The sequence below is a fragment of the Bacillus sp. FSL R12-0074 genome, from assembly GCF_038005725.1.
In the GTDB taxonomy this organism is placed as follows: domain Bacteria; phylum Bacillota; class Bacilli; order Bacillales; family Bacillaceae_G; genus Bacillus_A; species Bacillus_A mycoides.
Genome location: NZ_JBBOTR010000001.1, coordinates 1,546,009 through 1,570,359, shown reverse-complemented (window position 1 = coordinate 1,570,359; position 24,351 = coordinate 1,546,009). Strand labels below are relative to the sequence as shown.

The following is a 24,351-nucleotide window of genomic DNA, read 5'->3' as shown; positions in this document are numbered from 1 at the left end:
TTGGGGGAGAGAATGAAAGGTAGGAGAAAGTATAATGTCAGATAATTATCGTTCTCGTACAGAACGAAATCATGTAAAAAATCAAACGAAAGAAACTCATAAAGAAGAAAAGCCAAAGAAAAAAGGTTCCTTTTTCAAGAAATTCCTTATAGGTTGTCTACTTCTTGGTATCGTCGGCCTCGTAGCTGGCGTTTCGGCTTTCTTTGTTATGGTAAAGGACGCTCCGAAATTAGACAAATCAAAACTTGTCAATCCTTTATCAACAAAATTCCTTGATAAAAACGGGAATTTCTTCTATGAATACGGTGCTGAAAAACGAACCCATGTTACATACGATCAAATTCCAAAAGTAATTGAAAGTGCATTCCTTGCGACTGAGGATGCTCGTTTCTACGATCATAATGGAATTGATTTTAGACGTACTGGAATGGCAGTCATGGAAAATGTCACTGGTGGTTTTGGATCACAAGGTGGTAGTACGATTACACAGCAAGTAGTTAAAAACTATTTTCTAACGATGGACAAAACTGCAAAAAGAAAAGTGCAGGAATGGTACTTATCTTATAAGTTAGAGCAACAGTACTCAAAACATGAAATTTTAGAAATGTACTTAAATAAGATTAACTTAGGTAATCGCTCTTATGGTATTTCAACAGCTGCCAAAAAATATTACGGCAAAGATTTAAAAGACATACAACTACACGAAGCTGCTATGCTCGCTGGTTTACCCCAAGGTCCTAACATTTATGATCCAACAAAACCAGATAACGTTGATAGAGCAACGAAACGTCGTAATATCGTATTAACATTAATGAACCGACACGGGTATATAACGAAACAAGAAATGAATGATGCAATGCAAATCTCTGTAACACAAGGACTTCTTCCATCTTCAGAAGTGACTGAAATGAAGTATCAAGCATTTATAGATGCTGCTGTAAAGGAAGTTGAAAAAGAATACCCTGATGTAAATATCGGTTCAGATGGTTTAACGATTCATACAACACTTGATCAAGATGCTCAAGATTACGCTGAGAAAATTATGGATGGGAATCTCATCAAGTATCCAAACGATCAATTCCAAGGATCATTCGTATTTATGGATACTCAGTCTGGAGAAGTTCGAGCAATCGGCGCTGGTCGTAAAGAAAGTAAATCTACTTTCAAAGGTCATAATATGGCAGTTGATTTAAAACGCCAAGTTGGTTCAACAATGAAACCAATTTTCGACTATGGTCCTGCAATTGAAAACCTTCAATGGTCTACTTATCATCAATTAAATGACTCTGAATATACTTACTCTGATGGCACAAAGATTAAAAATGCTACGGGTAATTTTAAAGGTGACGTTTCACTTCGTGAAGCATTGAAGAAGTCATTAAACATCCCGGCTTTAAAAACAGCTCAAACAGTCGGTATTCCTAAGGCACAAGAGTTTGCTGAAGGTTTAGGAATGACGTTTAAAGATGGGAAAGCATATGAATCTACTGCAATCGGTAGTAATGAAGGCTCTCCGTTAGATGTCGCTGGAGCTTATGCAGCATTTGGAAATGACGGTGTATACAATAAACCCCATTTCGTTAAAGAAGTTATTTTCCCAGATGGAAAAAAGAAAAGCTTTAAACCGAAAGAACAACGCGCAATGCATGACTATACAGCTTACATGGTCACTGACGTTCTTCGTGACGTAGTAAAACCTGGTTCTGGCGGTACAGGTCCAACAGCATATGTTTCTGGATTCGACGTTGCTGGTAAAACAGGAACACAAAACTTTGATGCAAAAGATATAAAAAAATATGGCATCCCAGCTGATGCGAACAGAGATAGCTGGTTCGCTGGATATACACCACAATATACGATGGCTGTGTGGACTGGTTACGAAAAGAATGGTCCAGAAAATTACATTAGCGATCGTTATACTAAAATTGCACAACAAATGTTCCAAGTAATGATGAGCAAATTCGCTACAGATAAATCTCGTTTCGAACGTCCTTCTTCTGTTCAAGAAATAAACGGAGAATTGTACGTAAAAGGTGCGAAAAAAGATGCAGTTAAACAAATTAAAGTAGATCCACCTAGTGGCCTTAATGTCGCTTTCGATGGCGCTAGCACAGTGACACTGAACTGGTCTGGACCATCATCAGATGTTGATGCATACGCAGCAAGCTATAAAGCTACTGACGGTTCTAGTGGTAGCTTATCAGTAAGCGGTACGACAGCTACTCTTGGTGGTATTAAACCAGGTGTTACTTACAGTTTCTCTGTAGTAGCGAAAAAGGGTACTGGAACAAGCCCTGCAGTTGGTGCATCCTTCACTGCCCCTGGCGGAACTCCAGATGCGAAAAAAGCTGACGAAGAGGCTAAGAAGAAGGCTGACGAAGAGGCCCTGAAAAAGGCCAATGAAGATAAACTAAAACAAGAAGAAGCTACAAAAAAAGCTGAAGAAGATCAGCGTAAGCAACAACAGCAACAACAGCAACAACAGCAACAACAGCAACAGCAACAACAGCAACAACAGCAACAGCAACAACAACAACAGCAACAACAGCAACAACAACAGCAACAACAACAACAGCAACAAGAACAACAACGTAAACAGCAAGAAGAAGCTCAAAAGAAAGCTGCTGAAGAAGAGGCTAAGAAGAAGGCTGAAGAAGAAGCTAAGAAAAAAGCTGAAGAAGAAGCTAGAAAAAAAGCTGAAGAAGAGCAGCACCAACAGAATACCGGAGGAGATACACCTCACGCAGACGGAGATGTTGTTACATCAGAGTCTTAATAAAAAAAAAGAAGTCCTTACTCTTAACGAGAAAAGGACTTCTTTTTTTTTATCATTTTCTTAACATGTAGCTTTTCTATTTCAATATACAACTGTGCTAATTGAATATACGAATGATAATTACTCGGTTTCTTTATAATAAATGAGTATCGTTCTATAAAATTAACAGGTTGTGCTTCCAATTCATTCGTATTTACTTGTATCTCATACAAACTATGAACAGGCTTCTCATTTAGCCAATATACAATCGATAGCAAGTGTGCTGCAAAAAGAATCATCGGACCCTCAGCTTCTTGTTTTTTTCGGTTTCGAAATAGTGTAGCAATTTCTTCATGCCTGCTTTTCCATATATTTAACACCGCTGGAATACTTGTTTCAATTTCATTCCATGGCTCATATTTTCTTTCAATATCAAATATAAAGTAAGTATTTTGTATTATCTCTTCAAAAGATTGGTCTGTGTGATACCTAATCGAATTTGCACTCTCTTTAAAAAATGGTACGCACCGAAACTCTTTCGGTATTTCTATAACTCGCTCCATCCTTTATTTCCCCTTCATTCGTTTCTTTCCTTCGCGACATATTTCTAGTAATCGACACTCTTCACATTGTGGTCGCTGCGCCTTACAGTAATAACGTCCGAAGAAAATCATACGGTGGTGTGTAACTCCCCACTCATCCATTGGAATTTTCTTCATCAATGTCTTTTCCACTTCTAACACAGAATCTTTCCATCTACAAATTGCTAACCGTTTACTCACTCTCTCTACATGCGTATCAACAGCAATCGCTGGAATCCCAAACGCTACCGAAACAACTACATTCGCTGTCTTTCTCCCTACTCCTGGTAATTTCGTCAGCTCATCACGGTCTTCTGGAACTTTCCCGTTATAATCATCTAGTAACATCCGGCACAATTTTTGAATATTTTTCGCCTTATTTCTAAACAATCCAATGGAACGTATATCTTGTTGTAATTCTTCTAAAGACACACTTAAATAATCTTCTGGTGTTTTATATTTTTGAAATAAGTTTTTCGTCACTTTATTCACAAGTGCATCTGTACATTGCGCAGATAATGCCACTGCGATTACAAGTTCAAATGGATTATCATGAATTAATTCACAATGCGCTTCTGGATACATATCCGCCATTGTATCTAAACAATAACGAATTTGCGTTTTGTTCAACATATCTTTCCTCCTACACTACTGCTCCAACCAATTATAAAAAGGCACTTTCCCAGTAAATTTCGTCTCTTGTTTTGTCGTTTGTTGTGTGCGTTGTTGATTCGCTCTAAATTTCTGGCCTTGATTTTGCGCTTGATCTACCGTTTTAATTCCGTTCTTTTTCCACTCAAACAAAATACGATCAATATACCGGAAATTAAGTTTACCACTCATAACAGCTTCACGAAGAGCCGCTTGAATTAAATTCGGATGGTGTTGATCTTGATCTTCCCACATCCCTAATGTTTCACATTCAAATGGCGAAAGTGGTCTTCCGAATTCTTTTTCAAATACTGTATATAAATTTACTTGAATTTGTTTTTGTTCTTTTTGCTCTTCCTCTATAGATTCATTCATTAAAAAGTGCAATATTTTTTCCCACAGTGGTTGTAAAGAATAACTTTCACACATCATCGCTTCAGATCTTCGTCCACCTTCTAGTGCTAAAAAACCTTTTTGGATTAAAGTCTGAATCACTTCCATGCATTTCATTTCTGTTATCGTCATCCGTTCTGAAATCTCTGAAGGAGTCGGGAACGAATTACCTGATTCTAAAAATGTGTGTACATGAAGTACTACCATAAATTCCGTCTCATTTAAACCTAGCTTTTTATAATGCATCATAAGCAATTTAGGAATCGCTATGCTTCCCTGTTCAAACCATTGTAACATCATTTTCTTTTTCATCACCAAACACCTCGTTCTCTAGTATAACACACCTTTAGCCATTTCTTTTTGCCACAATTCGTCAAAAAAACCTCCCTATATATAGGGAGGTTTTTTGCCATTTACTACAAGAAACAGACGATTAAGCCTGTACTTTACTTTTCATGAACGTATGAATTCGTTCTAATGCTTTCTCAACTTGCTCAAGAGATGTCGCATACGATAATCGAACGTTATTTGGTGCACCAAATCCTGTACCTGGAACAAGAGCCACCTTTTCTTCTTCTAATAATGCTTTTGCCCACTCATCAACTGTATCATACCCAGCTAACGCTACGGCTTCTTTTACATTTGGGAATAAGTAAAAAGCACCTTGTGGCTTAATGCAAGTGAAACCAGGAATTTGAATTAATTTATCATAAATAATGTTCAATCTTTCTTCAAACGCTTGACGCATTGTTTCTACAGGTTCTTGTGAGCCTGCATATGCAGCAATTGCACCGTATTGAGCAATTGAAGTAGGGTTTGACGTACTATGACTCGCTAAGTTCGTCATCGCTTTAATAAGCTGCTTATTTCCTGCTGCATATCCAATACGCCAACCTGTCATAGAATGTGATTTAGATACACCATTAATAATAAGTGTTTGTTCTTTTAATACATTAGAAAGCTGGGCAATTGAAGTATATTCCGCGTCACCATAAATTAATTTTTCATAAATCTCATCTGAAACGATTAAGATATCATACTCTAAACATACTTCTCCAAGCTGTTGTAATTCTTCTTTGCTGTAAATCATCCCTGTTGGATTGCTCGGTGAATTAATAATAACAGCTTTCGTTTTCTCTGTAATTGCCTCACGCAGCTGCTTTGCTGTAATTTTGTACTCATTGCCTTCTAGACCTTCTACATAAACTGGCTTACCACCAGCAAGCTTTACTTGCTCAGGATAACTTACCCAATAAGGAGTTGGGATGATAACTTCATCTCCTTCATCAAGTAACACTTGGAATAATGTATATAATGCATGCTTGGCACCATTACATACAATAATTTCAGATGGATCATACGCAATTCCTTGATCACGAGTAAACTTCTTCACAATTTCTTGTTTTAACGCTTGTAATCCACCTGTTGGTGTATATTTCGTATGTCCTTCTAACATCGCTTTATGCGCAGCATCCATAATATGTTTTGGCGTATTAAAGTCAGGTTCTCCTGCTCCTAATCCAATTACATCATGACCTTCTGCTTTTAATGCTTGTGCCTTTGCTGTAATTTCTAAAGTTGCAGATGGTGTTAAAGCAGCTACTCGCTTTGCTAATTTCATTTGTAGTTCCCCCTACATCTATTTTTCAATGCTATATCGTCTTAAAAAGTTCCCATCTTTAAATTCAAGATAGTAGTAACTATAACGATTGTCATCATCAATATATGTAACTTCCCATAATGGTATATTATTTTCAAAGCCTAATTTTGCTTTTAAAATTTCTTTCGGCTTACTTTTGGGTTCTTTACTTTCATCTCCGACTTGTTCAATCGTTCTTTGTAAAGCATCTTTTTCAGAAATACCTTCGCTCTTTTTCCTTACTATAGTTTCCCCTTTTTTCTCAGGCACCCAAACGATAAGTTGTTCTCCTTTTTCATCTGTACCTTGTACGACTGTATATGAAGATTTTCCGTTATAATAATCAACGGTATTTACCTTTGTAAGCTTTGCCTTTTCTTTCGCAATTTCTACAGACTTTGACTCTTTTGGAATTTTCTTTTCCATCGCTTTATTATAAACATATGCCCCATATATTCCGCTAGCAACGATAACGATAATGATTGTAAAGATCCACTTTTTCATTGTATCACTACGTTCTGTAAATCGTAAATACAGCTATTTCTTTATCTTTTTCGTCTAATGCTAATCCGAACATGAGGTCCTGCTCTTTTAACGTACGATTCAAACCATCAACAATTTTATACAAGTCAGACGAATATTTAATACGCGTCGTTGATAGGACTTCGATTTTCTTATCCATGAAAAAACTCCTCCGTTACACAAAAATTTCTAATTATAGAAGAACGCAATGCGGTTACAATAAGAGTACATTCTTTACAACCCCTGCTTCATCACCCATCTATTATAGCAGGACATGTACAGCAAAAAAAGGTTTCAAATCGAAAAGCAATATATTTTGTATACAAGAAGTAAGAAAAATAAAATTCCTCCTACCCACATTTTTTACGCCTGAAGTTTAAATGTACTTCAGGCGTATTTTTCTTCCAATTTTATTCATTTGACGATTCTTCTAACTGTACTAACAATTCTTCTAACGGTCCTTCATAGAGCGGTACAGTTGGGATTGATTGTAAAAATCGTTTTCCATAGGAAGAACTTGTCAAACGACGATCTAATACAAATACAGTTCCCGTATCTGTATTTGTTCTAATAAGACGACCAAACCCTTGTTTGAAACGCAAGATTGCTTGCGGGAGCGCCAACTTATCGAATACGTCTTCTCCTTGATTTTTTAACCACTCTCCTTTTGCTTCCATCATCGGCTGATGAGGAGGGGTAAAAGGCAGACGGACAATGACAAGACAGCTTAGGGCATCTCCAGGTATATCTATCCCTTCCCAAAAACTACTTGTTCCTAACAAAATCGATTTGTCGAACTCCTGGAATTTGCGGATTAGACGACTTCGGCTCTTATTATTCACACTTTGCGTTAATAATAAATATCCTTCTAATGTCTCATCATTTTTCAAATTCGTATACGCTTCTTTCAACATTTCATACGAGGTGAATAAAACGAGCATTCTACCTTTTGTAGCTTTCGCTATTTTCGCAATATGTGCCGATATAGACTCAATATATTCTTCATTACTTGCTTTCTTAATAAAAGGTACATCCGTTGAAACCATTAATTTCATTTGCTCTTCAAAACGGAATGGTGATGGAACCTTTAATGTATTGGGAGCAAAATCATGTAAACCTAGCTCCTCTTTTATATAGTCGAATGAATCATTAACTGTTAACGTTGCTGATGTGAAAATAACACTCTTTTTCTGGGTTAAAAATTCATCAGCAAATCTTTCACCAATATGAACAGGCTGCGCATATAGAACTGTTGAATGAATCGTTCCCTTCGTTTCAGTCTCCATCCATGTCACATATGAATTTTTTTCTAAAATGAGTAATTGTAAAGATTGTGCCATCTTTCTCAACAACTCAATTAGATGCATAAATTCACCTGTAACGACATGCATCTCCCATTCTAATTTACTTTGCAATATTTCAGCTTGCTTCTCAAGTGTAGTCAATAACTTTCTTACATCATACACAAATCGATTTGTTAACTCGGTAATGCTATCCCATAACTTACCTTTCTCTACTTCCGTGTTATATCGATAAATGAGTGGCATATTGCTCATCCCTTGTTCCTGCTTTGTTTGTTTAAATACGAAAGTCCGTAACATTTGAAATAGTTCATCCGCATCAAATTTCAATTCCTTCAAACTATGACTCACCATACGGAAAGTCGAACGCGATGCTTGCTCTGATTTTTTCATCATTTTATATACTTTAGAAAGTACATCATCTGTTTCTAGCGTACCAAGACGAGATAAAGCTAATTGAAAATACATGCATGAGAACTGTTCACCTAATGTTCTACTCGCCGCTTCCTCGATATGATGAGCTTCATCAAAAATAATATGTTCACATGAAGCAAATAGTGGTTCTTCACTTGAAAAATCTTGAAATAATAACGCATGATTTGTAATAACGATATCTGCAAATAGTGCTTTATTCTTTGCTCTTTGATAAAAACAACGACTATACCAGTTGCTTTGCATCCCGCCTGGACTATGTACATCACTACAAATACGGTTCCAAAGTAACTTGCCGCCCTCAGGAATATTCAATTCATCACGATCGCCAGTTTCCGTTTGCAATAACCACACTAAAATCTTTGCCTTTGTGAGCGCCATATCATAATTTTTCTCTTCCTCTTGCAAAGCATATTCAAATTTGTGTAGACAAAGGTAATGCTTTCTTCCTTTCAGAAGAGCTACTTCAAATGAAAATGGCATTATTTTCTTTAATAAAGGAATTTCTTTTTCTAGTATTTGTTGTTGCAATTGTACAGTTTGTGTACTTATAATGACAGGTTCTTCTTTTTTCTTTGCGAAATAAATACTTGGAAGTAAATATGCAAGCGTCTTCCCCGTACCTGTTCCTGCTTCAATCAGTGAAAACCTAGAATCTCTTAGCGCTGTATATATTTCCTTCATCATAATCTGTTGGCTTTCTCTTTTTTCAAACTTTGGCATATTCAATTCAAGTTTATCGATTGTCTTATGTAAGAAAGCATCAAATTTAGATGAGTATGTTTCACTGAGGCTTAAAGAATAATTCCGCTTTCGAAGCGCAATATTTCGATACACCTCACACTCCTCTGCCTCTTCTTTACCATGCATCATTTTCTTTAAAATATTTTCAGAAAGTACATCAGCTATATCACTTTGGAAAACATCACTTAATTCATAAAGCGATTGTAATGTGACAAGTGGTAACTTTTCAATTTCACTTAAAAATTGTAAAAACAACTCCGCTGTTGCAAGAGCATCACTATCCGCACGATGTGGTTGATCGTGCTCTAGTTCATGCTGCCTAGCTAAATCACGTAATTTATAACTATCAGCTGTCGGCAAAAGAATTTGCGCCAATTCAACTGTATCAATTTTAGGACAATGTACTTCTGTATATCCAGCCTGCCTTAATTCTTCATTTAAAAAATTCCAATCAAAGTGAACGTTATGTGCAACAAAAGCCGCACCTTGTAATAGCTCAACAATCATCGGGGCTACATCTCGAAATAACGGGGCTTGTTTTACAAGATCTTCATCAATCCCAGTTAATTCTGTAATAAATAGGGGAATCTCTCTCTTCGGATTAATAAAAGATGAAAAAATCTCTAATATCTCTCCATCTTCCACTACAACAGCTGCAATTTGGGTGATTTTATCCTTCCCATCCTTCCAGGAGTTCCCTGTCGTCTCTAAATCAACAACGACATAACGCTTACTCATATATGTAACACCTCAATTTCTTACCTATCAAACACAAAAATTATATAATGTTACTATACCACGTTTTACCTCATCTTAATGAAAAGATGCACAAAAAAGCTATCTCATTAATTAGAGATAGCCTTCCTACTTATAATATCGTGCCAGCTTTTTCAGCACCTAACATTTCAATAATTTGATTATCATCGTCTAATACTGCAATTTTCGGCTCTTGTTTATGAATATTTTCTTCTGCCACTAAACCATAGCAAATAATAATAACTTTATCCCCCGGTTGTACAAGCCTTGCAGCTGCACCATTTAAACACACAACACCGCTACCGCGCTCTCCTTTAATAACATATGTCTCTAAGCGAGCTCCATTGTTGTTATTTACAATTTGTACTTTTTCATTTTCTACAATATTTACCGCATCCATTAAATCTTCATCAATTGTAATACTACCTACATAATTTAAATTTGCTTCTGTTACAGTTGCACGATGTAACTTCGCTCTCATCATTGTGCGAAACATAGATGCTCCCCCTTATTTCCCCATTAATGTTATATTGTCAATTAATCGTACATTTTCAAACTTAACTGCAATCGCTAAAATGATTCTTCCTTCAATTTTATTTATTGCTTTTAATGAAGGATATGCATATAAATCAGCATAATCTACAGTGCCTTTCGTATACTTCTCAATATGCTCTTTCACAAGATTCATAATGATTTCCGGATTACGTTCGCCTGCCTCAATTCGTTCTTTCGCTATACATAGACTGCCGTATAAATGAGGAGCCTCTTCACGTTCTTCTAGTGATAAATACACATTACGAGAACTTTTCGCTAATCCATCTTCTTCCCTTACAATATCAACTGGTACGATCGTAACGGGAATATTAAAATCAGTTACGAATCCTTCAATTACAGCTACTTGCTGTGCATCTTTCATACCGAAATAAGCACGCGTTGGCAATGTAATATTAAATAGTTTCATTAGTACAGTCGCAACACCAGCGAAATGACCAGGTCTTTGTTTGCCACATAATACGTCGGTACGCTTCACAACTTCTACTGTTGTCGTTTGTTCTGCTGGATACATCTCTTCTACACTCGGATAAAATAAATAATCAACACCATTTTCTTTTGCTACATTTTCATCTCTATCAATATCACGTGGGTATCGATCTAAATCTTCATTTGGTCCAAATTGTAGTGGATTTACAAATACACTTAAAACTACAATTTCATTTTCTTCCCTTGCCTTACGTAGTAACGTAGCATGCCCTTCGTGTAAATACCCCATCGTTGGAACAAAACCGATACTTTTTCCACTTGCATGCAGTTCGTTTGTAATTTGCTGCATCTCTTGCACTGTAGTTATGATTTTCATTATTGTTTTCCTCCGTATAACGCTAAGCACTCTTCCTCTTTCATTGTAAATGAATGTTTTTCTTCAGGAAATTGCCCTGTCTTTACTTCAGTAACGTATTGCGAAATCCCTCGCACAATCTCCTCTTGAACAGACGTATATTGCTTCACAAATTTCGGAACACGATTTACGCCGTACGAGATAAGATCGTGGTATACAAGAACTTGCCCATCTACTTTTTGTCCTGCTCCAATTCCGATTGTAGGAATTGTTAACTGCTCTGAAATAAGTTCTGCTAATTGCATTGGCACACATTCTAGCACAAGTGCTATCGCACCAGCTTCCTCACATTTCTTTGCATCTTCTATTAATTTTTTTGCACTTTCAGCATCTTTCCCTTGTACTTTATACCCACCTAGCACTCCTACAGATTGAGGAGTTAAACCTAAATGCGCCACAACGGGAATTCCCGCATTCGTTAAGTAGTGAATAGTTGATATAACTTCTCCAGCACCTTCTACCTTTAATGCATGTGCCCCGCTCTCTTGAACAATGCGACGTGCATTAATCATCGTATCTTGCAATGAGACATGATAAGACATAAATGGCATATCAGTTACAATAAACGTCTCTTTCGCTCCGCGGCGTACAGCTTTCGTATGATGAATCATATCCTCTACTGTTACTGGAACTGTTGAATCATACCCAAGTACAACCATTCCTAGAGAATCACCCACTAAAATCATATCGACTTTAGCTTCTTCTGCTAATTTAGCAGATGGATAATCATACGCCGTTAGCATTGTAATCGGCTCACCTTGCTCTTTCATTTTCAAAAAATCTGTTTTTGTTTTCAAAAACTACTCCTCCTTTATGCAGGAGAGAGGAGATGGCCGAAATCATATAAAAAACCCCTCTGGCCATAAAAGGGCAGAAGGGTTGTGTGTTAGTCGGCATTATTCATCCCTCTGTCCCAGTCCATTATTGGATCAAGGCAGAATCCAAATTATTATTTTTTCATACTGCGTAAAATAATGGTGCAGTTCGCTTTGATACTGCCCATATTCGAACTAATTATAGCAAACTCTGAAAAGGAATTGCTACATTTTTTCGAAAAAATAATTTTTTATCCCTATTACGGTATGTGAAATTTATTAGTATCTAAATGACAAAAAGAAGCTCCAAAATAGGAACTTCTTTTACTTAATTTCTATATCAGCAGAATGAATGTGGTGCACTTGTCCTTGATGATCCTCAAGTAACAATACACCATCCTCCGTAATTCCTTTTGCTAGCCCATTAATAGTTTCCTTCATCGTTCGAGCTGTAATTTCTTTTCCGATACTTACTGCGTAACTTTCCCAAAGAATTTTAATAACAGAGAAGCCATTTTTTAAATACTCTTCATACAATTTCTCTAGTTGCAAGAAAATTTGTTGCATAAGTTCCGCACGAACAATCGGCTTACCCGATTCAATTGCTAATGAAGTTGCAATTTGCTGAATTTCCTCATCAAAATGTTCTTGTTTCTGATTTGCATTAATGCCAATTCCCATAATAACAGCATTAATTTTATCTGGATCAGCTTGCATCTCCGTTAATATACCGACAGCTTTTTTACCTTGAATTAAAATATCATTCGGCCATTTAATCCCTACGTTTACACCGGTACATTTTTCAATTGCTTGCGCTACGCTAACAGCTGCTAATAAAGTAAGCTGTGGTGCATGATGAACTGGAATCGAGGGACGCAAAATAATACTCATCCAAATTCCTGTTCCTTTTGGGGAATACCATTTTCTACTTAAACGTCCTCTACCTGCTGTTTGTTCTTCAGCAACGACAATTGTTCCCTCTTCTGCGCCTTCATAAGCAAGTCTCGCTGCAATATGCTGAGTAGACTCAACCGATTCTTCAAAATAAACCGTTCTCCCGATACGCTCTGTTTGTAATCCTAATTGAATCTCATTCGCAGTTACTTTATCTGGTTTACTAGCAATTCGGTACCCTAAGCGGCGTACAGCTTCTAGTTCATATCCTTCATTACGAAGGTCCTCCATATGCTTCCATACAGCGGTTCTCGAACAACCAAGTTTGTCACTAAGTATTTGACCAGATACAAATGCACCATCTGCTTCAGAAAAAACTTGTAATAACTGCTTTCTTATAGTAGATTGCATCTTTGTAGCCACTCCCTTATATCCTCTTTCTTATTAACTAAATCTCCTTGTACGATTGCTTCTTCAATATTTTGAAGCATTTCGGCAACCCACGGACCTGGCTTTTTATCTGTCCAGCTTAATAAATCATTACCAGTCACATTCATTTCTTGACGATTTTTTATCGGCAATGCATGAAATAATGATTGTACTTGCTTAACAGACGCACTATTATAGCTTTCTATTATCGCTTCATATACTCTTTCCGCCATCTCAGCGATGCGAATCCCAGTTTTATAAAGAAGGATTGTATCCCACTCCTTCTCCTTTCTAGAACGAATTGCTAATAAAACCGCTACGATATCTTTAATCTTTTTATTCGAGAACTTCCATTGACGCAAAAAGACAGATGGATGCTCTTCGCCGATACAATATAAGAAAAATGCCCACGCCTCAACGTCTGTTTCGAAAGAATCCCATTTATACTGCGTAGCTTTCAAGAGTCTTTCTTCTGACATTTGCAAATATGGCAGATGAGAAAATAGCTTAGTTTCTACTAACTCTTGAAGACCATTCACACAATATGTACCGGTCAACAATTTTTCAAATTCAACTGTAATTCTTTCAATCGCTATATGTTCGAGCAAATGCCCATACGTTTCAATTGCTTGTTTCGTCTTTATTTCCAAAGAGAAACCTAACGTACTTACGAACCGAATACCACGCATCATTCGCAGTGCATCTTCTTGAAAACGGTCTGCAGCATCTCCAACCGTTGTAATTTCCTTCAGACGAATCGCTTCTTTCCCAGCAAATAAATCAACCATTTCGCCTTCCTCTGTCATTGCAATTGCATTCATCGTGAAATCACGTCGTTTTAAATCCTCTTCTAATGAACGGACAAATTGAACACTACTAGGTCTTCGAAAATCTTCATATTCGCTTTCTGTTCGAAAAGTAGTTACCTCATACGGTTCACCATTTTCTACAACAATTACAGTTCCATGCTCAAGACCAACCGGAACATGTCTTGGGAAAATAGCCATTACTTCTTCTGGTAAAGCAGATGTTGCGATATCGATATCTCCAATCGGTCTATCGATAATAAGATCGCGTACACTTCCACCAACGAAGTAAGCCTCATGTCCGTGCTGTTTTAACATCTCAATAATTGAACTAGCTTTTTTAAATCTTTCCATTCTTGTCATCCCTTAGTATGTCATAATAAATCGCCTCATACTGTGAAACGATTTTTTCCGAACGAAACTGCTCATATACAGATTTCATCGCTCGCTCTCCCATATTACGGTGAAGTTCTTCATTTTCTAGTAGCTGAATTGCTTGCTTAGCTATTCCGTCTGTATCTCCAACTTCACATATATATCCTGTTTCACCATGTTGAATGACCTCTGGAATGCCCCCAACCCTCGTTCCGATACTAGGCACACCACACGCCATCGCCTCTAATATAACAAGACCAAAACTTTCCTTTTCTGATAAAAGTAGCATTAAATCACTCATCGCAAGAAGCTCTGCAACATTATCTTGCTTTCCTAGGAATAAGACACGTTCCTCAATATGTAAACTTTTCACCAATTGTAAAATAGTACAGAACTCTGGTCCATCACCAACAAGAAGCAATTTCGCATCTACTTCCTTTACAATTTTGGCAAATGACTGCACAACATCCTGTACACGCTTAACCTTTCGGAAATTTGAAATATGAATCAACACTTTTTCATTTTCTCGTATACCATATTCTTTTTTTAATTGAGACATACCACGTTTGAAATAAACACGTTCATCTACAAAATTGTATACCGTCTCAATTTCTTTATCTGGTTTTACAAGTTCATTTGTTTCTTCAATTAACGAATGTGACACAGCTGTAACAACATCAGATTGTTCAATACCAAAGCGAATTAAATTATTTAACGAAGGGTCGGAACCTAACACAGTAATATCCGTTCCATGTAAGGTCGTAACAATTTTAATACGCTCCCCAATCATTTGTTTTGCTAAATATGCACAAATAGCATGAGGGATTGCATAATGCACATGTAAAATATCAAGGTTTTCTCTTTGAGCAACCTCTGCCATTTTACTCGCTAATGCTAAATCGTAAGGTGGATATTGAAAAACAGAATATTGATTTACTGTTACTTCGTGAAAATAAATGTTCGGGTACACTTTATTCAACCGAAATGGTACACCCGATGTAATAAAATGAATTTCATGCCCGCGTTCCGCCAATTGCTTTCCTAACTCTGTCCCAACAACCCCAGAACCACCTACAGAAGGATAACATGTAATACCTATTTTCAATTTCATTTACATCCCCCTATTAAATCAGCATGTAATAAAACCGGTTTCTTACTCATAAATCCTTCGGCATACAGCACTCCAACTTCTTTCCCAAACATCTTCTCCCGAGCGATTACAGTTTCAACGTATCCTTCGGTTAATGGCGTCTTAACACCATCACTCCCTGTTGAAAACTGACTTTCATACGCTTCTAACGCTTCCACCTTTTTAGAAAGGTATTCACTAATATCTATACAAAAATTCGGTTTATGAAAACCATTAATCATATAATTATAAAAAGACTCTACACGGTGCGGCGGAAGTTCAGGCATATATTTACGAATTCCCGCTGAAAAGATAGCTTCTTCCACAAGTTTCGCGCAATTAGCATGGTCTGGATGACGATCTTCGTAATATGGTGCGAAAATTAGTGCTGGTTTATATGTACGAATAATCTTTACAATTTCACGTATATATTCTTCTTTCATATACAAACCACGGTCTGGCATTGCTAAATTAATTCTCGTTTTTACTCCCATAATACGAGCTGCAGCCTTTGCTTCTTCTTTTCTTAGTTCTACCGTTCCATTTGAAGAAAGATCAGCTTCTGTTAAATCGCAAATGCCTACTTCATATCCTTGCTTCGTATACTTTGCAATGGTACCTGCCATGCCGATTTCAACATCATCGGCATGAGCACCAAACGCTAATATATGTAATCCACTCATAATTGTTCCCCTCATTTTCTTAACTTTCGGTAATCTAAATCTCCCCGCTCTAATGCATGCATTAGCATTTCAGCACTTGCCATATTTGTTGCTAATGGGATGGCGTATACATCACATAAACGAAGTAACGCATTAACATCTGGTTCATGCGGCTGGGCTGTTAGTGGATCCCGGAAAAAAATCACCATATCCATCTCATTTTTTGCAATCATTGCACCAATTTCTTGATCTCCACCAAGAGGACCGGATTGATATCTTGTTACAACTAAACCAGTTGCCTCCATAATACGAAGTCCTGTCGTTCCTGTTGCAAAAAGTTCATGTTTTTCAAAAATTGGTTTATATGCGTATGCGAACGAAACCATATCATCTTTCTTTTTGTCATGTGCGATTAAGGCAATTTTCATCCGTTGTCTCCCCCTTTAGTCGATAATATTTTCTAAACCGTACACAAGATGATCAAGGTTCATTACTGTTTCAATTGATAGTTTTACACCTGACATAAATGATGCACGGTTGAATGAATCATGACGAACTGTTAACATTTGTCCATCTCCGCCGAACATTACTTCTTGGTGTGCAATAAGCCCTGGTAGACGTACGCTATGAATGTGAATACCGTCTACATTTGCACCACGTGCCCCTTCTAATTGTTCCGTTTCATTAGGGTGCCCTTGCTCTTTTGGCACACGATTTTGACGGATTAATTCTACTGTTTTTACAGCTGTACCAGATGGTGCGTCTAATTTTTGATCATGGTGTAATTCAATTACTTCAACATCTTGGAAGTACTTCGCTGCCATTTGAGAGAACTTCATCATAAGAACTGCACCAATCGCAAAGTTTGGAGCAATGATTGTTCCTACTTCTTTTTCTTTTGCATTTTCTGTTAATTGCTTTAGTTCTTCTTCAGTAAATCCAGTTGTACCAATAACTGATCGAAGTCCACGTTCAACTGCAAGTGTCACATGTTTCTTTCCAATTTCTGGTGTTGTTAAATCTAACAATACATCTGCTTCTACTTCATCTAAACAAGTATGTAAATCCGCGTAAATAGGTGCATCTAGCGCTGGCATTCCCGGTAAATCAGAAATTTTTTCTCCGCCATGCTTATAATCAATTGCTGCTACTAAATTGAAATGCGCTGTTCTTTCCATAAGAAGGACTGCTTCATATCCCATGCGTCCTCGTGGTCCAGCGATAATTACTTTAATTTCTTTCATGCGTCTTTCTCTCCCTCATCAATACGTGTCCAACGATCTTTATCACGTGTATTAAATTTATTCATTACAATGTTATGCGCTGTTTCTAAATCAATATTTAAACTATTTGCCATACAAATCATAACAAATAAAACATCTCCAAGCTCTTCCTCAACACTTCGTTCTTTCTCAGTCGTTTTCTTTGGTTTCTCACCATAATAATGATTAACCTCTCTTGCAAGCTCTCCCATTTCTTCAGTTAAACGAGCCATCATTGCAAGCGGACTAAAATAACCTTCTTTAAATTGACCGATATATGCATCTACTTCTTTCTGCATATCTTTCATCGTTTTTGCTTCCATACTAGTCACCTCTTATTCCTTCCTCTTTCATGTTAGCCAATTCATCGCGATTTGACAAATATTATTCCCTCATATCACTATTTACGACTCTTTTTAGGATAGACTATAATAAAGTGAAACTTCTTTTGCGTGATTTTTACAAAAAATCATCCTGAACCAATCGGGCTCTTACGGCTGGTTCGACCTTTCTTCACTGTTTTACCCTCTACCAGCCGTTAGAGGGTAAAGTGAAACTTCTTTTTCGTGATTTTTGCAAAAAATCAACCTGAACCAATCGGGTCCCTGCGGCTGGTTCGACCTTTTCTTCTTCGCTTTTCCCTCTACCAGCCGTTGGGACGGGATAAAGTGAAACTTTCTTTTGCATTTTTTCCGCACAATATCAGGCTGAACTAATTAAGCTCTTATACCATTCTCTATTTTTACTATCAACTAGAAATAACTTATTATTATGTTCTATCGTTTAAGAGGAGCAATGCAATCATTACATAATTAGGGGGATTTCTAAATGACATCAAATTTGAAGATTCGAAATATCATTTTTATTTTAATCGGTTCCGCTATTTTTTCTTTCGGTATTGTGAATATTAATATTGAAAATCATCTTGCAGAGGGTGGATTTACCGGCATTACGCTATTATTATATTTTAAATTTTCACTTGATCCTTCCTATACAAACTTAATTTTAAACGTCCCTCTATTTTTCATTGGCTGGAAATTACTCGGCCGAACAACATTTTTATACACATTAATCGGTACATTTAGCGTCTCTTTATTCCTTTGGGTGTTTCAGCGCTACGAGGTTCTCAACTTACATTTAAACTTGCAAAATGATATGACACTGGCTGCTTTATTCGCTGGGGCATTTATCGGCATAGGACTTGGAATTATATTCAAATACGGCGGGACTACTGGCGGTGTTGATATTATCGCAAGGCTAGCTCACAAATATGTTGGCTGGAGTATGGGAAAAACGATGTTTATGTTTGATGCGGTCGTTATCATTATCTCTATTCTTACATATTTATCATATCGCGAGGGCATGTATACGTTAGTTGCTGTTTTTATCGGGGCTAAGGTTATTGATTTCATGCAAGAAGGTGCTTATGCAGCAAAAGGAGCAACTATTATTTCTGATAAAAACGATGAAATTGCTTCAAAAATTTTATCAGAAATGGAGCGCGGAGCAACCTTTTTAAAAGCAGTTGGATCCTATACAAAAATAGAACGTAATGTACTATATTGTGTTGTTGCTAAAAATGAAATCGTAAAATTAAAAAATATCATTATTTCAGTAGATCCACATGCCTTTGTCGCTGTAAGTGATGTACACGATGTTGTTGGTGAAGGATTTACATTAGATGAAAATAAAAAACCGTTACATAATTAAATTCAGCTAGAAAAGCTCTGTAGCTTTTCTAGTTTTTTATTATAAATCTTTTAAGTTTCTCCAAATCCTCATAAATAAGCTCCAACAAACTCCGATTATAGAAAATAGAAGCTGGATGAAAGGTCGGAAAAATATGATATTCTTTTTCTGACCAAATAAATTCTGTACTGCTGCTATCTTTCAATCGCTGCACAGGTTGCTTTAACAATTCCCCATGAACATCCGTAATTTTATTATTTTTACCAACTAAACGCTGTAATGCAATATTACCAAGTGTGACAATAACCGGCTGCTGTATAAATTCCAGTTCATAATCTAGCAAAGGTGCATGGGCAAGTATCTCACCTTGATTCGGTGTTCTATTGTACTTCTTCTGTATTATTTCGCCATTTCGTTCCCTTTTCTCTCTCCATTTATAAGGTCTACTTCGGACCGCACTCGTAATATATACTTCTTCCCTTGTAACGTGAATACGTTCTAAAAATCCCATTAAATGTTTTCCCGCTCTCCCACTAAATGGAATCCCATTATGAATTTCTGTTTCACCAGGTGCTTCTCCAACAAGCATTAATTTTGGATTTTTAGGGCCCTGTCCACTTAAAAAACCTTCTAATTGGTATGTAGCACTACGCTCCTTCACTTGTTGAACTAAATAATATGGATATTCTATGTCCGTCACCTTCTTTCATCATTCCATGCTTATCTTTATTTTAACTAGTTCTACACCCCATATTCTCTCTATTATTTCCATTTGTAACATATTATAAGATTCAATCCACAAAACAAAAAAAGACTATCAAAATTGATAGTCTTTAATCGTCGCTACGCTGCATACCAGTATAAATTAATACGAGACGTAATAATTCAAATACTGCTACAGCAGCTGCTGCTACATATGTTAATGCTGCCGCATTTAATACTTTACGAGCTTGACCGTACTCATCTGTTGATACGATACCAAGTGCTTCAATTTGTTGCATTGCGCGTTTTGATGCATCAAACTCAACTGGTAATGTAACAAGTTGGAAAATAACACCTGCTGCCATTAAAATAATTCCTAGTAACAACAAACCAGACATTTGTGCAAATACACCAATTAGGACAAAAACCCATGACATGTTTGAACCAAAATTAGCAACTGGCACTAACGAATGGCGTACACGCATAAAGTTATAATCTTTCGCATCTTGAATTGCGTGTCCTACTTCATGTGCTGCTACAGCTGTACCAGCAACTGAATGACCATAATAGTTATCTGTCGATAATCTAACCGTCTTTACACGCGGGTCATAATGATCTGACAAATGACCTGGTGTTTCTTCTACGGCTACATTGTACAATCCATTTTCATCTAAAATTTTTCGAGCCACTTCCGCTCCTGTCATACCTGATGTTGAATAAACTTGTGAATACTTGCTATAGGCACTACGTACTTTTGACTGTGCATACAACGGTATGATCAAAATGATCGCGAAGTAAATTAAATAAAACATCATAAACCTCCATTGAAGTTTTAATTATAGTACTTCTCATTCTATTTTTTTCTTCCACCGTTGTCAATAAATAAACCTTACAATCCGTATCTTTATTTATGCGTATTATCTATCTTTAGAATGCAAGTTGCTTCTCCGCTTCTCTCTCTCCCCTTTATACTTTCTCCATCCAACATACGTTAAAGTGAACAAAATAAGTCCTCCAGTAATTGTCATAAACCAAATGAGAGAGGGAGCAATCTCATCTTTTTTTACTGTATGAAATATTTTTTGCAAATCACCTTTAATAATCCCTAGTTGCATTTGTCCACCTTTCGTTTTTAACATAACGTTACGAAATTCATCCAAATAAGATAAATGTGCATTTACACGCTGCGCTTCGTTTTCTGGCAGAGCAATCATTAAACTAGGATAAATAATATTAAATTCATTTAAAAATGTATTTAGCGTCTGTTGGAACTGTCCATCATCTTCTTTTTCCATCGCCTTTTCTACTTGAGAAAAAGCATTCATTATCTTTCTTTCTCTTTCCATCCAAAGTGGCTGATATTTAGATACTTGTGCATCAACAGCAAGTTGTAACGCTAACATATTATCCACTTTAACTTGCCTATCTGAATCTTCCGCGAGAGATTGTTTCGCCTTATCGTATGCTAAAGAAACGACTCTAATTTGTCCCGGAGTTACTTTTGAATTATTTTCATTCTCCTTTGATAGAAATTGCTCTGAGAAATGGTACAGTACTTGTATTGCCTTTTCATCTTCTTTTTTCTTCACTAACTGCAAAGAGTCATCTAGCAATCCAGTTAGTTCACTCCACTCTTCAGCATATATACGTACTGGAAACATTATAATTAGAAATGCTATCAGTCCAATTAATGTTCTCTTCATCCCGGTCCCCCCTATAACTACTAGTACAAAATATGTGGAATTGGACAAGAATAGAACAGAACAAAACCAAAAAATATATTATCTCTATGAAAACAAAAAAATTCTCTTTAAACAGAGAATTTTTTCTTTGAAACCCTTTTCTTTTTCACTAAATATTTATACACACCGTAACAAAGCATGCTACCACCTAAAATCAATAATAAAATAATACATGCAGCATGCATAAAGAATTCTTCCGGTAACATTAAAATAACCGGATCTGTTTCAATATCAAACATCCAATAATCATTGCTAAATAAAAGCTTATGAAATAATACGAAACTCTTTTCAAAATTAATAGCGATTGGTAACGTAAGAGCTATTGGAAAAATAATTGTAAGAATCGCTCCGTGAAGTAAAAACTTTTCTTTTTTCTTTTTTAATAAATACGCTCCTCCTAATACAGCAATTACAATCGTTCCATACATTATATATTGAATCTTTACTAAAATATTTTTAACATCTACAAAATGAATGCGTCCATTTGTGGACATATCTAATGTCGGCAATTGTAATGCACCTTCATAAAACGGCGATAAATATGTAATAAGCACATCATAGTTTCTCTTAATTTCATCTTTCGTCATATCCGCTAAATCTGGAATATTTAAAAAATCAATTTCAAAATAATACAACCATTTTCCATATACAACTACCGTTGTCGCGAGAGCGAAAACAGAAAATGCTATGCTATAGGAAACTACTAAAGTGATCAATCGATCCAATATGTTTATACCGCTCTTATTTTTCTTCATTTTCTCCCCCTAAATGTCCTCACCATCATAAAGAAAACTGTTTTCGGTTCTCACGTAAGCAATAATAATATGTAATACACAGTACAGCAATACTTAACCAAAACGTAAAATAACCAATTTTCTCTACAAATAAATGCATAATCCCATATCTCGGCATTTGCCAAAATAAATAATCAATTGCATCATTATGTAATGTCCATATGCCAGCTACAGTGAAGTGCCATTTTTTTATCCGATAAAACGGAGCATATAACATTCCCTGCACTGCCATCGCAAAATGAGATAACATTAACATATATCCCATAAGGCCAATAGGGCCTTTTACATAAATCATAATTGCATTTACAACAACAGCCCAAACACCATATTTTATTAAAGTAACTATCGCTAGCGCTTCTATTAACCCCCAGTTCTTCTTCATCAAAAAAGCAATTAAAACAAAGACAAAAAAGAGAGTCGCCATAGGGCTATCTGGTACAAACGGCCAAAATATAGGTGAGGTTTCTTTTAATTGATTTCCATACCATATGAATCCGTAAATTGTACCTAATATGTTAACAACCAATAAAAATAATAGTACCGAACGTTGCCTTAACATTGCATACAAGTAAGCCAATCTGTATGTCCAACACCTTTCAAACAAAGTAATTCTTTCATCGAACTCTACTCTATTATATAGCAAACTTTCCGTCATCGTAGAGTAGAAAACTGAAACAGATTAAATTTTCTTTAGGGATGGCTTTGCTATCCCTTTTCTGTTTCAGCTTCCCCTTATCAAACCGTACGTGAGGTTTTCCCTCATACGGCTTTCCGATGCTCTTCCTTCTTTAGCTTTCAGTTTGTTCTAGCTTCCTACTTTCACGAGTGTGTATGTTATTTTCTTCATCAAGTCCTTGATACGACCATGTTTCTTTCGAACATTTCTTTTCTTATCCAGAAAAGGTTAAGCCGTTCTAAGACGTACCAATCTATTTTACCGAGCCACTTCTGTCCAATTGAAGATAGGCTATAATAATTTTGAATCCTTGTAGAATTCTATTTAAACCTTTCACCATCAAACAGTGCCCAGCTTCGCTGGGCACGCAAAATAAAAAGCTGACCACAGATTTTGTAGTCAGCTTTTCTATTATTTTTTATTATACTTTGCAACGAATTCCGAAAGCTTTTTCAGTTCCTCATCTGTACCTTTAAATACACCTTTAGGCATTGAACCTTTTCCATCTTTCGCAATTTTAGCGATTTCTTCTGGTTTTAAAGTTAAGTTTTGCAAAGCCGGTGCTGCCGCTCCGCCCTGTAAATTGTCACCATGACATGTTAAACAAGTATTTTTTTGCATCAACTTGTAGCCGTCATCATTTTTATCAACTGGTGCTGTTTTTACAATTGCTCCTTGTTTTTTTGCAGCTTCCCAATCGTGGTGTGCTACAGATTCCCAAGTTAAAAAAATAATCGATGCAATTGCTAAAAGCATAAACCCCGTTGCTACAGGACGCTTCAATGGTGCTCTTTCTGGGCCTCGATCTAGAAACGGAGCTAATAGTAACGCTCCAAACGCAATCCCCGGCATAATAAACGCACCAATTACAGTAAATGAGCCTGAAGCATACGAATACTTTAATAACTGATACAAGAATAAGAAATACCAATCTGGAAGTGGTATATATCCTGCATCTGTAGGATCCGCCATTCTCTCAAGCGGTGACGGATGCGCCACTGTTAAACATAAATAACCGACTAAAAAAACTGCACCAACCATCCATTCTTTTAACAAGAAATTCGGCCAAAACGCTTCTGTTTTCCCTGGATATTCAGAATAATCTTTTGGAATATTTGGTTTCCGGGCTACTGGTACCCGAGAATCTCCTACAAACTTCATCCCTTTGCCGCGATGCATAATCTCCCTCCTTTTGTTCTTTCCCCT

The 24,351-nt window shown here is 36.6% G+C and carries 25 protein-coding genes; 2 read left to right on the top strand and 23 right to left on the bottom strand.

The genetic code is table 11. The features are described from left to right. Positions 1-34: 34 nt before the first annotated feature. Positions 35-2,776 carry a PBP1A family penicillin-binding protein gene (locus tag NSS97_RS08185; protein ID WP_341112119.1) on the top strand — a complete coding sequence of 914 codons (2,742 nt, stop codon included), beginning with the start codon at positions 35-37 and terminating at the stop codon, positions 2,774-2,776. Between the two features lie 23 nt (positions 2,777-2,799). On the opposite strand, the gene NSS97_RS08180 is transcribed toward NSS97_RS08185, so the two are convergent. From NSS97_RS08180 to NSS97_RS08100, 17 genes are all read right to left on the bottom strand, one after another. Next, complete coding sequence (locus NSS97_RS08180) at positions 2,800-3,318, bottom strand: YpoC family protein (RefSeq protein ID WP_107886934.1); 519 nt, start codon at positions 3,316-3,318, stop codon at positions 2,800-2,802. A gap of 3 nt (positions 3,319-3,321) precedes the next feature. After that, positions 3,322-3,969, bottom strand: a complete 648-nt coding sequence (gene nth, locus NSS97_RS08175) for an endonuclease III (RefSeq protein WP_000933020.1) — start codon at positions 3,967-3,969, stop codon at positions 3,322-3,324. Between the two features lie 15 nt (positions 3,970-3,984). Beyond that, positions 3,985-4,692 carry a DNA replication protein DnaD gene (gene dnaD, locus NSS97_RS08170; protein ID WP_000728546.1) on the bottom strand — a complete coding sequence of 236 codons (708 nt, stop codon included), beginning with the start codon at positions 4,690-4,692 and terminating at the stop codon, positions 3,985-3,987. A 121-nt stretch (positions 4,693-4,813) separates the two neighbouring features. After that, positions 4,814-6,001, bottom strand: coding sequence for an aspartate transaminase AspB (aspB, locus tag NSS97_RS08165; protein ID WP_341112117.1), 1,188 nt, complete (start codon positions 5,999-6,001; stop codon positions 4,814-4,816). 18 nt (positions 6,002-6,019) lie between these two features. Further along, positions 6,020-6,523: a cell wall elongation regulator TseB-like domain-containing protein gene (locus NSS97_RS08160; protein WP_002030789.1), complete on the bottom strand. Its 504-nt coding sequence runs from the start codon at positions 6,521-6,523 to the stop codon at positions 6,020-6,022. A gap of 7 nt (positions 6,524-6,530) precedes the next feature. Then, a complete protein-coding gene (locus NSS97_RS08155) occupies positions 6,531-6,701 on the bottom strand; it encodes a YpmA family protein (protein WP_002166065.1) in 171 nt (56 codons plus the stop codon). Between the two features lie 250 nt (positions 6,702-6,951). Further along, positions 6,952-9,756 carry an ATP-dependent DNA helicase DinG gene (gene dinG / locus NSS97_RS08150; protein ID WP_107886935.1) on the bottom strand — a complete coding sequence of 935 codons (2,805 nt, stop codon included), beginning with the start codon at positions 9,754-9,756 and terminating at the stop codon, positions 6,952-6,954. Between the two features lie 130 nt (positions 9,757-9,886). Beyond that, positions 9,887-10,270, bottom strand: coding sequence for an aspartate 1-decarboxylase (panD, locus tag NSS97_RS08145; RefSeq protein ID WP_000490176.1), 384 nt, complete (start codon positions 10,268-10,270; stop codon positions 9,887-9,889). 12 nt (positions 10,271-10,282) lie between these two features. Further along, the gene (gene panC / locus NSS97_RS08140; protein ID WP_002086591.1) at positions 10,283-11,131 is read right to left on the bottom strand and encodes a pantoate--beta-alanine ligase; all 849 of its coding nucleotides are present in this window, start codon (positions 11,129-11,131) and stop codon (positions 10,283-10,285) included. After that, on the bottom strand, positions 11,131-11,967 hold the full coding sequence (panB, locus tag NSS97_RS08135) for a 3-methyl-2-oxobutanoate hydroxymethyltransferase (RefSeq protein WP_002011854.1): 837 nt from the start codon (positions 11,965-11,967) through the stop codon (positions 11,131-11,133). Before panB ends, panC begins: the two co-directional genes overlap by 1 nt. A 342-nt stretch (positions 11,968-12,309) precedes the next feature. Then, complete coding sequence (locus NSS97_RS08130) at positions 12,310-13,290, bottom strand: biotin--[acetyl-CoA-carboxylase] ligase (RefSeq protein ID WP_002086594.1); 981 nt, start codon at positions 13,288-13,290, stop codon at positions 12,310-12,312. Next, a complete protein-coding gene (locus NSS97_RS08125) occupies positions 13,275-14,468 on the bottom strand; it encodes a CCA tRNA nucleotidyltransferase (protein WP_002086595.1) in 1,194 nt (397 codons plus the stop codon). The genes NSS97_RS08130 and NSS97_RS08125 overlap by 16 nt, the downstream gene beginning before the upstream one ends. After that, a complete protein-coding gene (gene bshA, locus NSS97_RS08120) occupies positions 14,455-15,600 on the bottom strand; it encodes an N-acetyl-alpha-D-glucosaminyl L-malate synthase BshA (RefSeq protein WP_107886936.1) in 1,146 nt (381 codons plus the stop codon). Before bshA ends, NSS97_RS08125 begins: the two co-directional genes overlap by 14 nt. Further along, positions 15,597-16,301 (bottom strand): bacillithiol biosynthesis deacetylase BshB1, encoded by a 705-nt coding sequence (gene bshB1, locus NSS97_RS08115; protein WP_002086598.1) that lies wholly within the window; start codon positions 16,299-16,301, stop codon positions 15,597-15,599. The genes bshA and bshB1 overlap by 4 nt, the downstream gene beginning before the upstream one ends. 11 nt (positions 16,302-16,312) lie before the next feature. Beyond that, entirely contained in the window at positions 16,313-16,708 is a 396-nt protein-coding gene (gene mgsA, locus NSS97_RS08110; protein WP_000684753.1) for a methylglyoxal synthase, read from the bottom strand. Between the two features lie 15 nt (positions 16,709-16,723). Next, positions 16,724-17,524, bottom strand: coding sequence for a dihydrodipicolinate reductase (dapB, locus tag NSS97_RS08105; protein ID WP_002126457.1), 801 nt, complete (start codon positions 17,522-17,524; stop codon positions 16,724-16,726). Beyond that, a complete protein-coding gene (locus NSS97_RS08100) occupies positions 17,521-17,865 on the bottom strand; it encodes a nucleotide pyrophosphohydrolase (RefSeq protein WP_002011846.1) in 345 nt (114 codons plus the stop codon). Before NSS97_RS08100 ends, dapB begins: the two co-directional genes overlap by 4 nt. Before the next feature lie 505 nt (positions 17,866-18,370). Between NSS97_RS08100 and NSS97_RS08095 the strand changes: the two genes are divergently transcribed. Then, on the top strand, positions 18,371-19,252 hold the full coding sequence (locus NSS97_RS08095) for a YitT family protein (protein ID WP_002011845.1): 882 nt from the start codon (positions 18,371-18,373) through the stop codon (positions 19,250-19,252). 28 nt (positions 19,253-19,280) lie between these two features. Here NSS97_RS08095 and NSS97_RS08090 read toward each other — a convergent pair whose 3' ends face one another. The 6 genes from NSS97_RS08090 to qcrC form a co-directional block, all read right to left on the bottom strand. Beyond that, on the bottom strand, positions 19,281-19,931 hold the full coding sequence (locus NSS97_RS08090; protein ID WP_131929264.1) for a uracil-DNA glycosylase: 651 nt from the start codon (positions 19,929-19,931) through the stop codon (positions 19,281-19,283). A 133-nt stretch (positions 19,932-20,064) separates the two neighbouring features. Next, positions 20,065-20,745 carry a zinc metallopeptidase gene (locus NSS97_RS08085; RefSeq protein ID WP_002086606.1) on the bottom strand — a complete coding sequence of 227 codons (681 nt, stop codon included), beginning with the start codon at positions 20,743-20,745 and terminating at the stop codon, positions 20,065-20,067. A 105-nt stretch (positions 20,746-20,850) separates the two neighbouring features. Continuing rightward, positions 20,851-21,636, bottom strand: a complete 786-nt coding sequence (gene ypjB / locus NSS97_RS08080) for a sporulation protein YpjB (RefSeq protein WP_002141040.1) — start codon at positions 21,634-21,636, stop codon at positions 20,851-20,853. A gap of 107 nt (positions 21,637-21,743) precedes the next feature. Next, complete coding sequence (lit, locus tag NSS97_RS08075; protein WP_002064533.1) at positions 21,744-22,430, bottom strand: lipoprotein intramolecular transacylase Lit; 687 nt, start codon at positions 22,428-22,430, stop codon at positions 21,744-21,746. A 25-nt stretch (positions 22,431-22,455) separates the two neighbouring features. Next, positions 22,456-23,046: a DUF1405 domain-containing protein gene (locus tag NSS97_RS08070; RefSeq protein ID WP_002086612.1), complete on the bottom strand. Its 591-nt coding sequence runs from the start codon at positions 23,044-23,046 to the stop codon at positions 22,456-22,458. A 510-nt stretch (positions 23,047-23,556) separates the two neighbouring features. Then, on the bottom strand, positions 23,557-24,324 hold the full coding sequence (gene qcrC / locus NSS97_RS08065; RefSeq protein WP_002011836.1) for a menaquinol-cytochrome c reductase cytochrome b/c subunit: 768 nt from the start codon (positions 24,322-24,324) through the stop codon (positions 23,557-23,559). Positions 24,325-24,351 lie beyond the last annotated feature (27 nt).

Excerpts from the sequence above, each read along its gene's own strand:
- NSS97_RS08185 (WP_341112119.1), top strand. The coding sequence starts at position 35 with ATGTCAGATAATTATCGTTCTCGTACAGAACGAAATCATGTAAAAAAT.
- NSS97_RS08180 (WP_107886934.1), bottom strand. The coding sequence starts at position 3,318 with ATGGAGCGAGTTATAGAAATACCGAAAGAGTTTCGGTGCGTACCATTT.
- nth (WP_000933020.1), bottom strand. The coding sequence starts at position 3,969 with ATGTTGAACAAAACGCAAATTCGTTATTGTTTAGATACAATGGCGGAT.
- dnaD (WP_000728546.1), bottom strand. The coding sequence starts at position 4,692 with ATGAAAAAGAAAATGATGTTACAATGGTTTGAACAGGGAAGCATAGCG.
- aspB (WP_341112117.1), bottom strand. The coding sequence starts at position 6,001 with ATGAAATTAGCAAAGCGAGTAGCTGCTTTAACACCATCTGCAACTTTA.
- NSS97_RS08160 (WP_002030789.1), bottom strand. The coding sequence starts at position 6,523 with ATGAAAAAGTGGATCTTTACAATCATTATCGTTATCGTTGCTAGCGGA.
- NSS97_RS08155 (WP_002166065.1), bottom strand. The coding sequence starts at position 6,701 with ATGGATAAGAAAATCGAAGTCCTATCAACGACGCGTATTAAATATTCG.
- dinG (WP_107886935.1), bottom strand. The coding sequence starts at position 9,756 with ATGAGTAAGCGTTATGTCGTTGTTGATTTAGAGACGACAGGGAACTCC.
- panD (WP_000490176.1), bottom strand. The coding sequence starts at position 10,270 with ATGTTTCGCACAATGATGAGAGCGAAGTTACATCGTGCAACTGTAACA.
- panC (WP_002086591.1), bottom strand. The coding sequence starts at position 11,131 with ATGAAAATCATAACTACAGTGCAAGAGATGCAGCAAATTACAAACGAA.
- NSS97_RS08130 (WP_002086594.1), bottom strand. The coding sequence starts at position 13,290 with ATGCAATCTACTATAAGAAAGCAGTTATTACAAGTTTTTTCTGAAGCA.
- NSS97_RS08125 (WP_002086595.1), bottom strand. The coding sequence starts at position 14,468 with ATGGAAAGATTTAAAAAAGCTAGTTCAATTATTGAGATGTTAAAACAG.
- bshA (WP_107886936.1), bottom strand. The coding sequence starts at position 15,600 with ATGAAATTGAAAATAGGTATTACATGTTATCCTTCTGTAGGTGGTTCT.
- bshB1 (WP_002086598.1), bottom strand. The coding sequence starts at position 16,301 with ATGAGTGGATTACATATATTAGCGTTTGGTGCTCATGCCGATGATGTT.
- mgsA (WP_000684753.1), bottom strand. The coding sequence starts at position 16,708 with ATGAAAATTGCCTTAATCGCACATGACAAAAAGAAAGATGATATGGTT.
- dapB (WP_002126457.1), bottom strand. The coding sequence starts at position 17,524 with ATGAAAGAAATTAAAGTAATTATCGCTGGACCACGAGGACGCATGGGA.
- NSS97_RS08100 (WP_002011846.1), bottom strand. The coding sequence starts at position 17,865 with ATGGAAGCAAAAACGATGAAAGATATGCAGAAAGAAGTAGATGCATAT.
- NSS97_RS08095 (WP_002011845.1), top strand. The coding sequence starts at position 18,371 with ATGACATCAAATTTGAAGATTCGAAATATCATTTTTATTTTAATCGGT.
- NSS97_RS08085 (WP_002086606.1), bottom strand. The coding sequence starts at position 20,745 with ATGTTTTATTTAATTTACTTCGCGATCATTTTGATCATACCGTTGTAT.
- ypjB (WP_002141040.1), bottom strand. The coding sequence starts at position 21,636 with ATGAAGAGAACATTAATTGGACTGATAGCATTTCTAATTATAATGTTT.
- lit (WP_002064533.1), bottom strand. The coding sequence starts at position 22,430 with ATGAAGAAAAATAAGAGCGGTATAAACATATTGGATCGATTGATCACT.
- qcrC (WP_002011836.1), bottom strand. The coding sequence starts at position 24,324 with ATGCATCGCGGCAAAGGGATGAAGTTTGTAGGAGATTCTCGGGTACCA.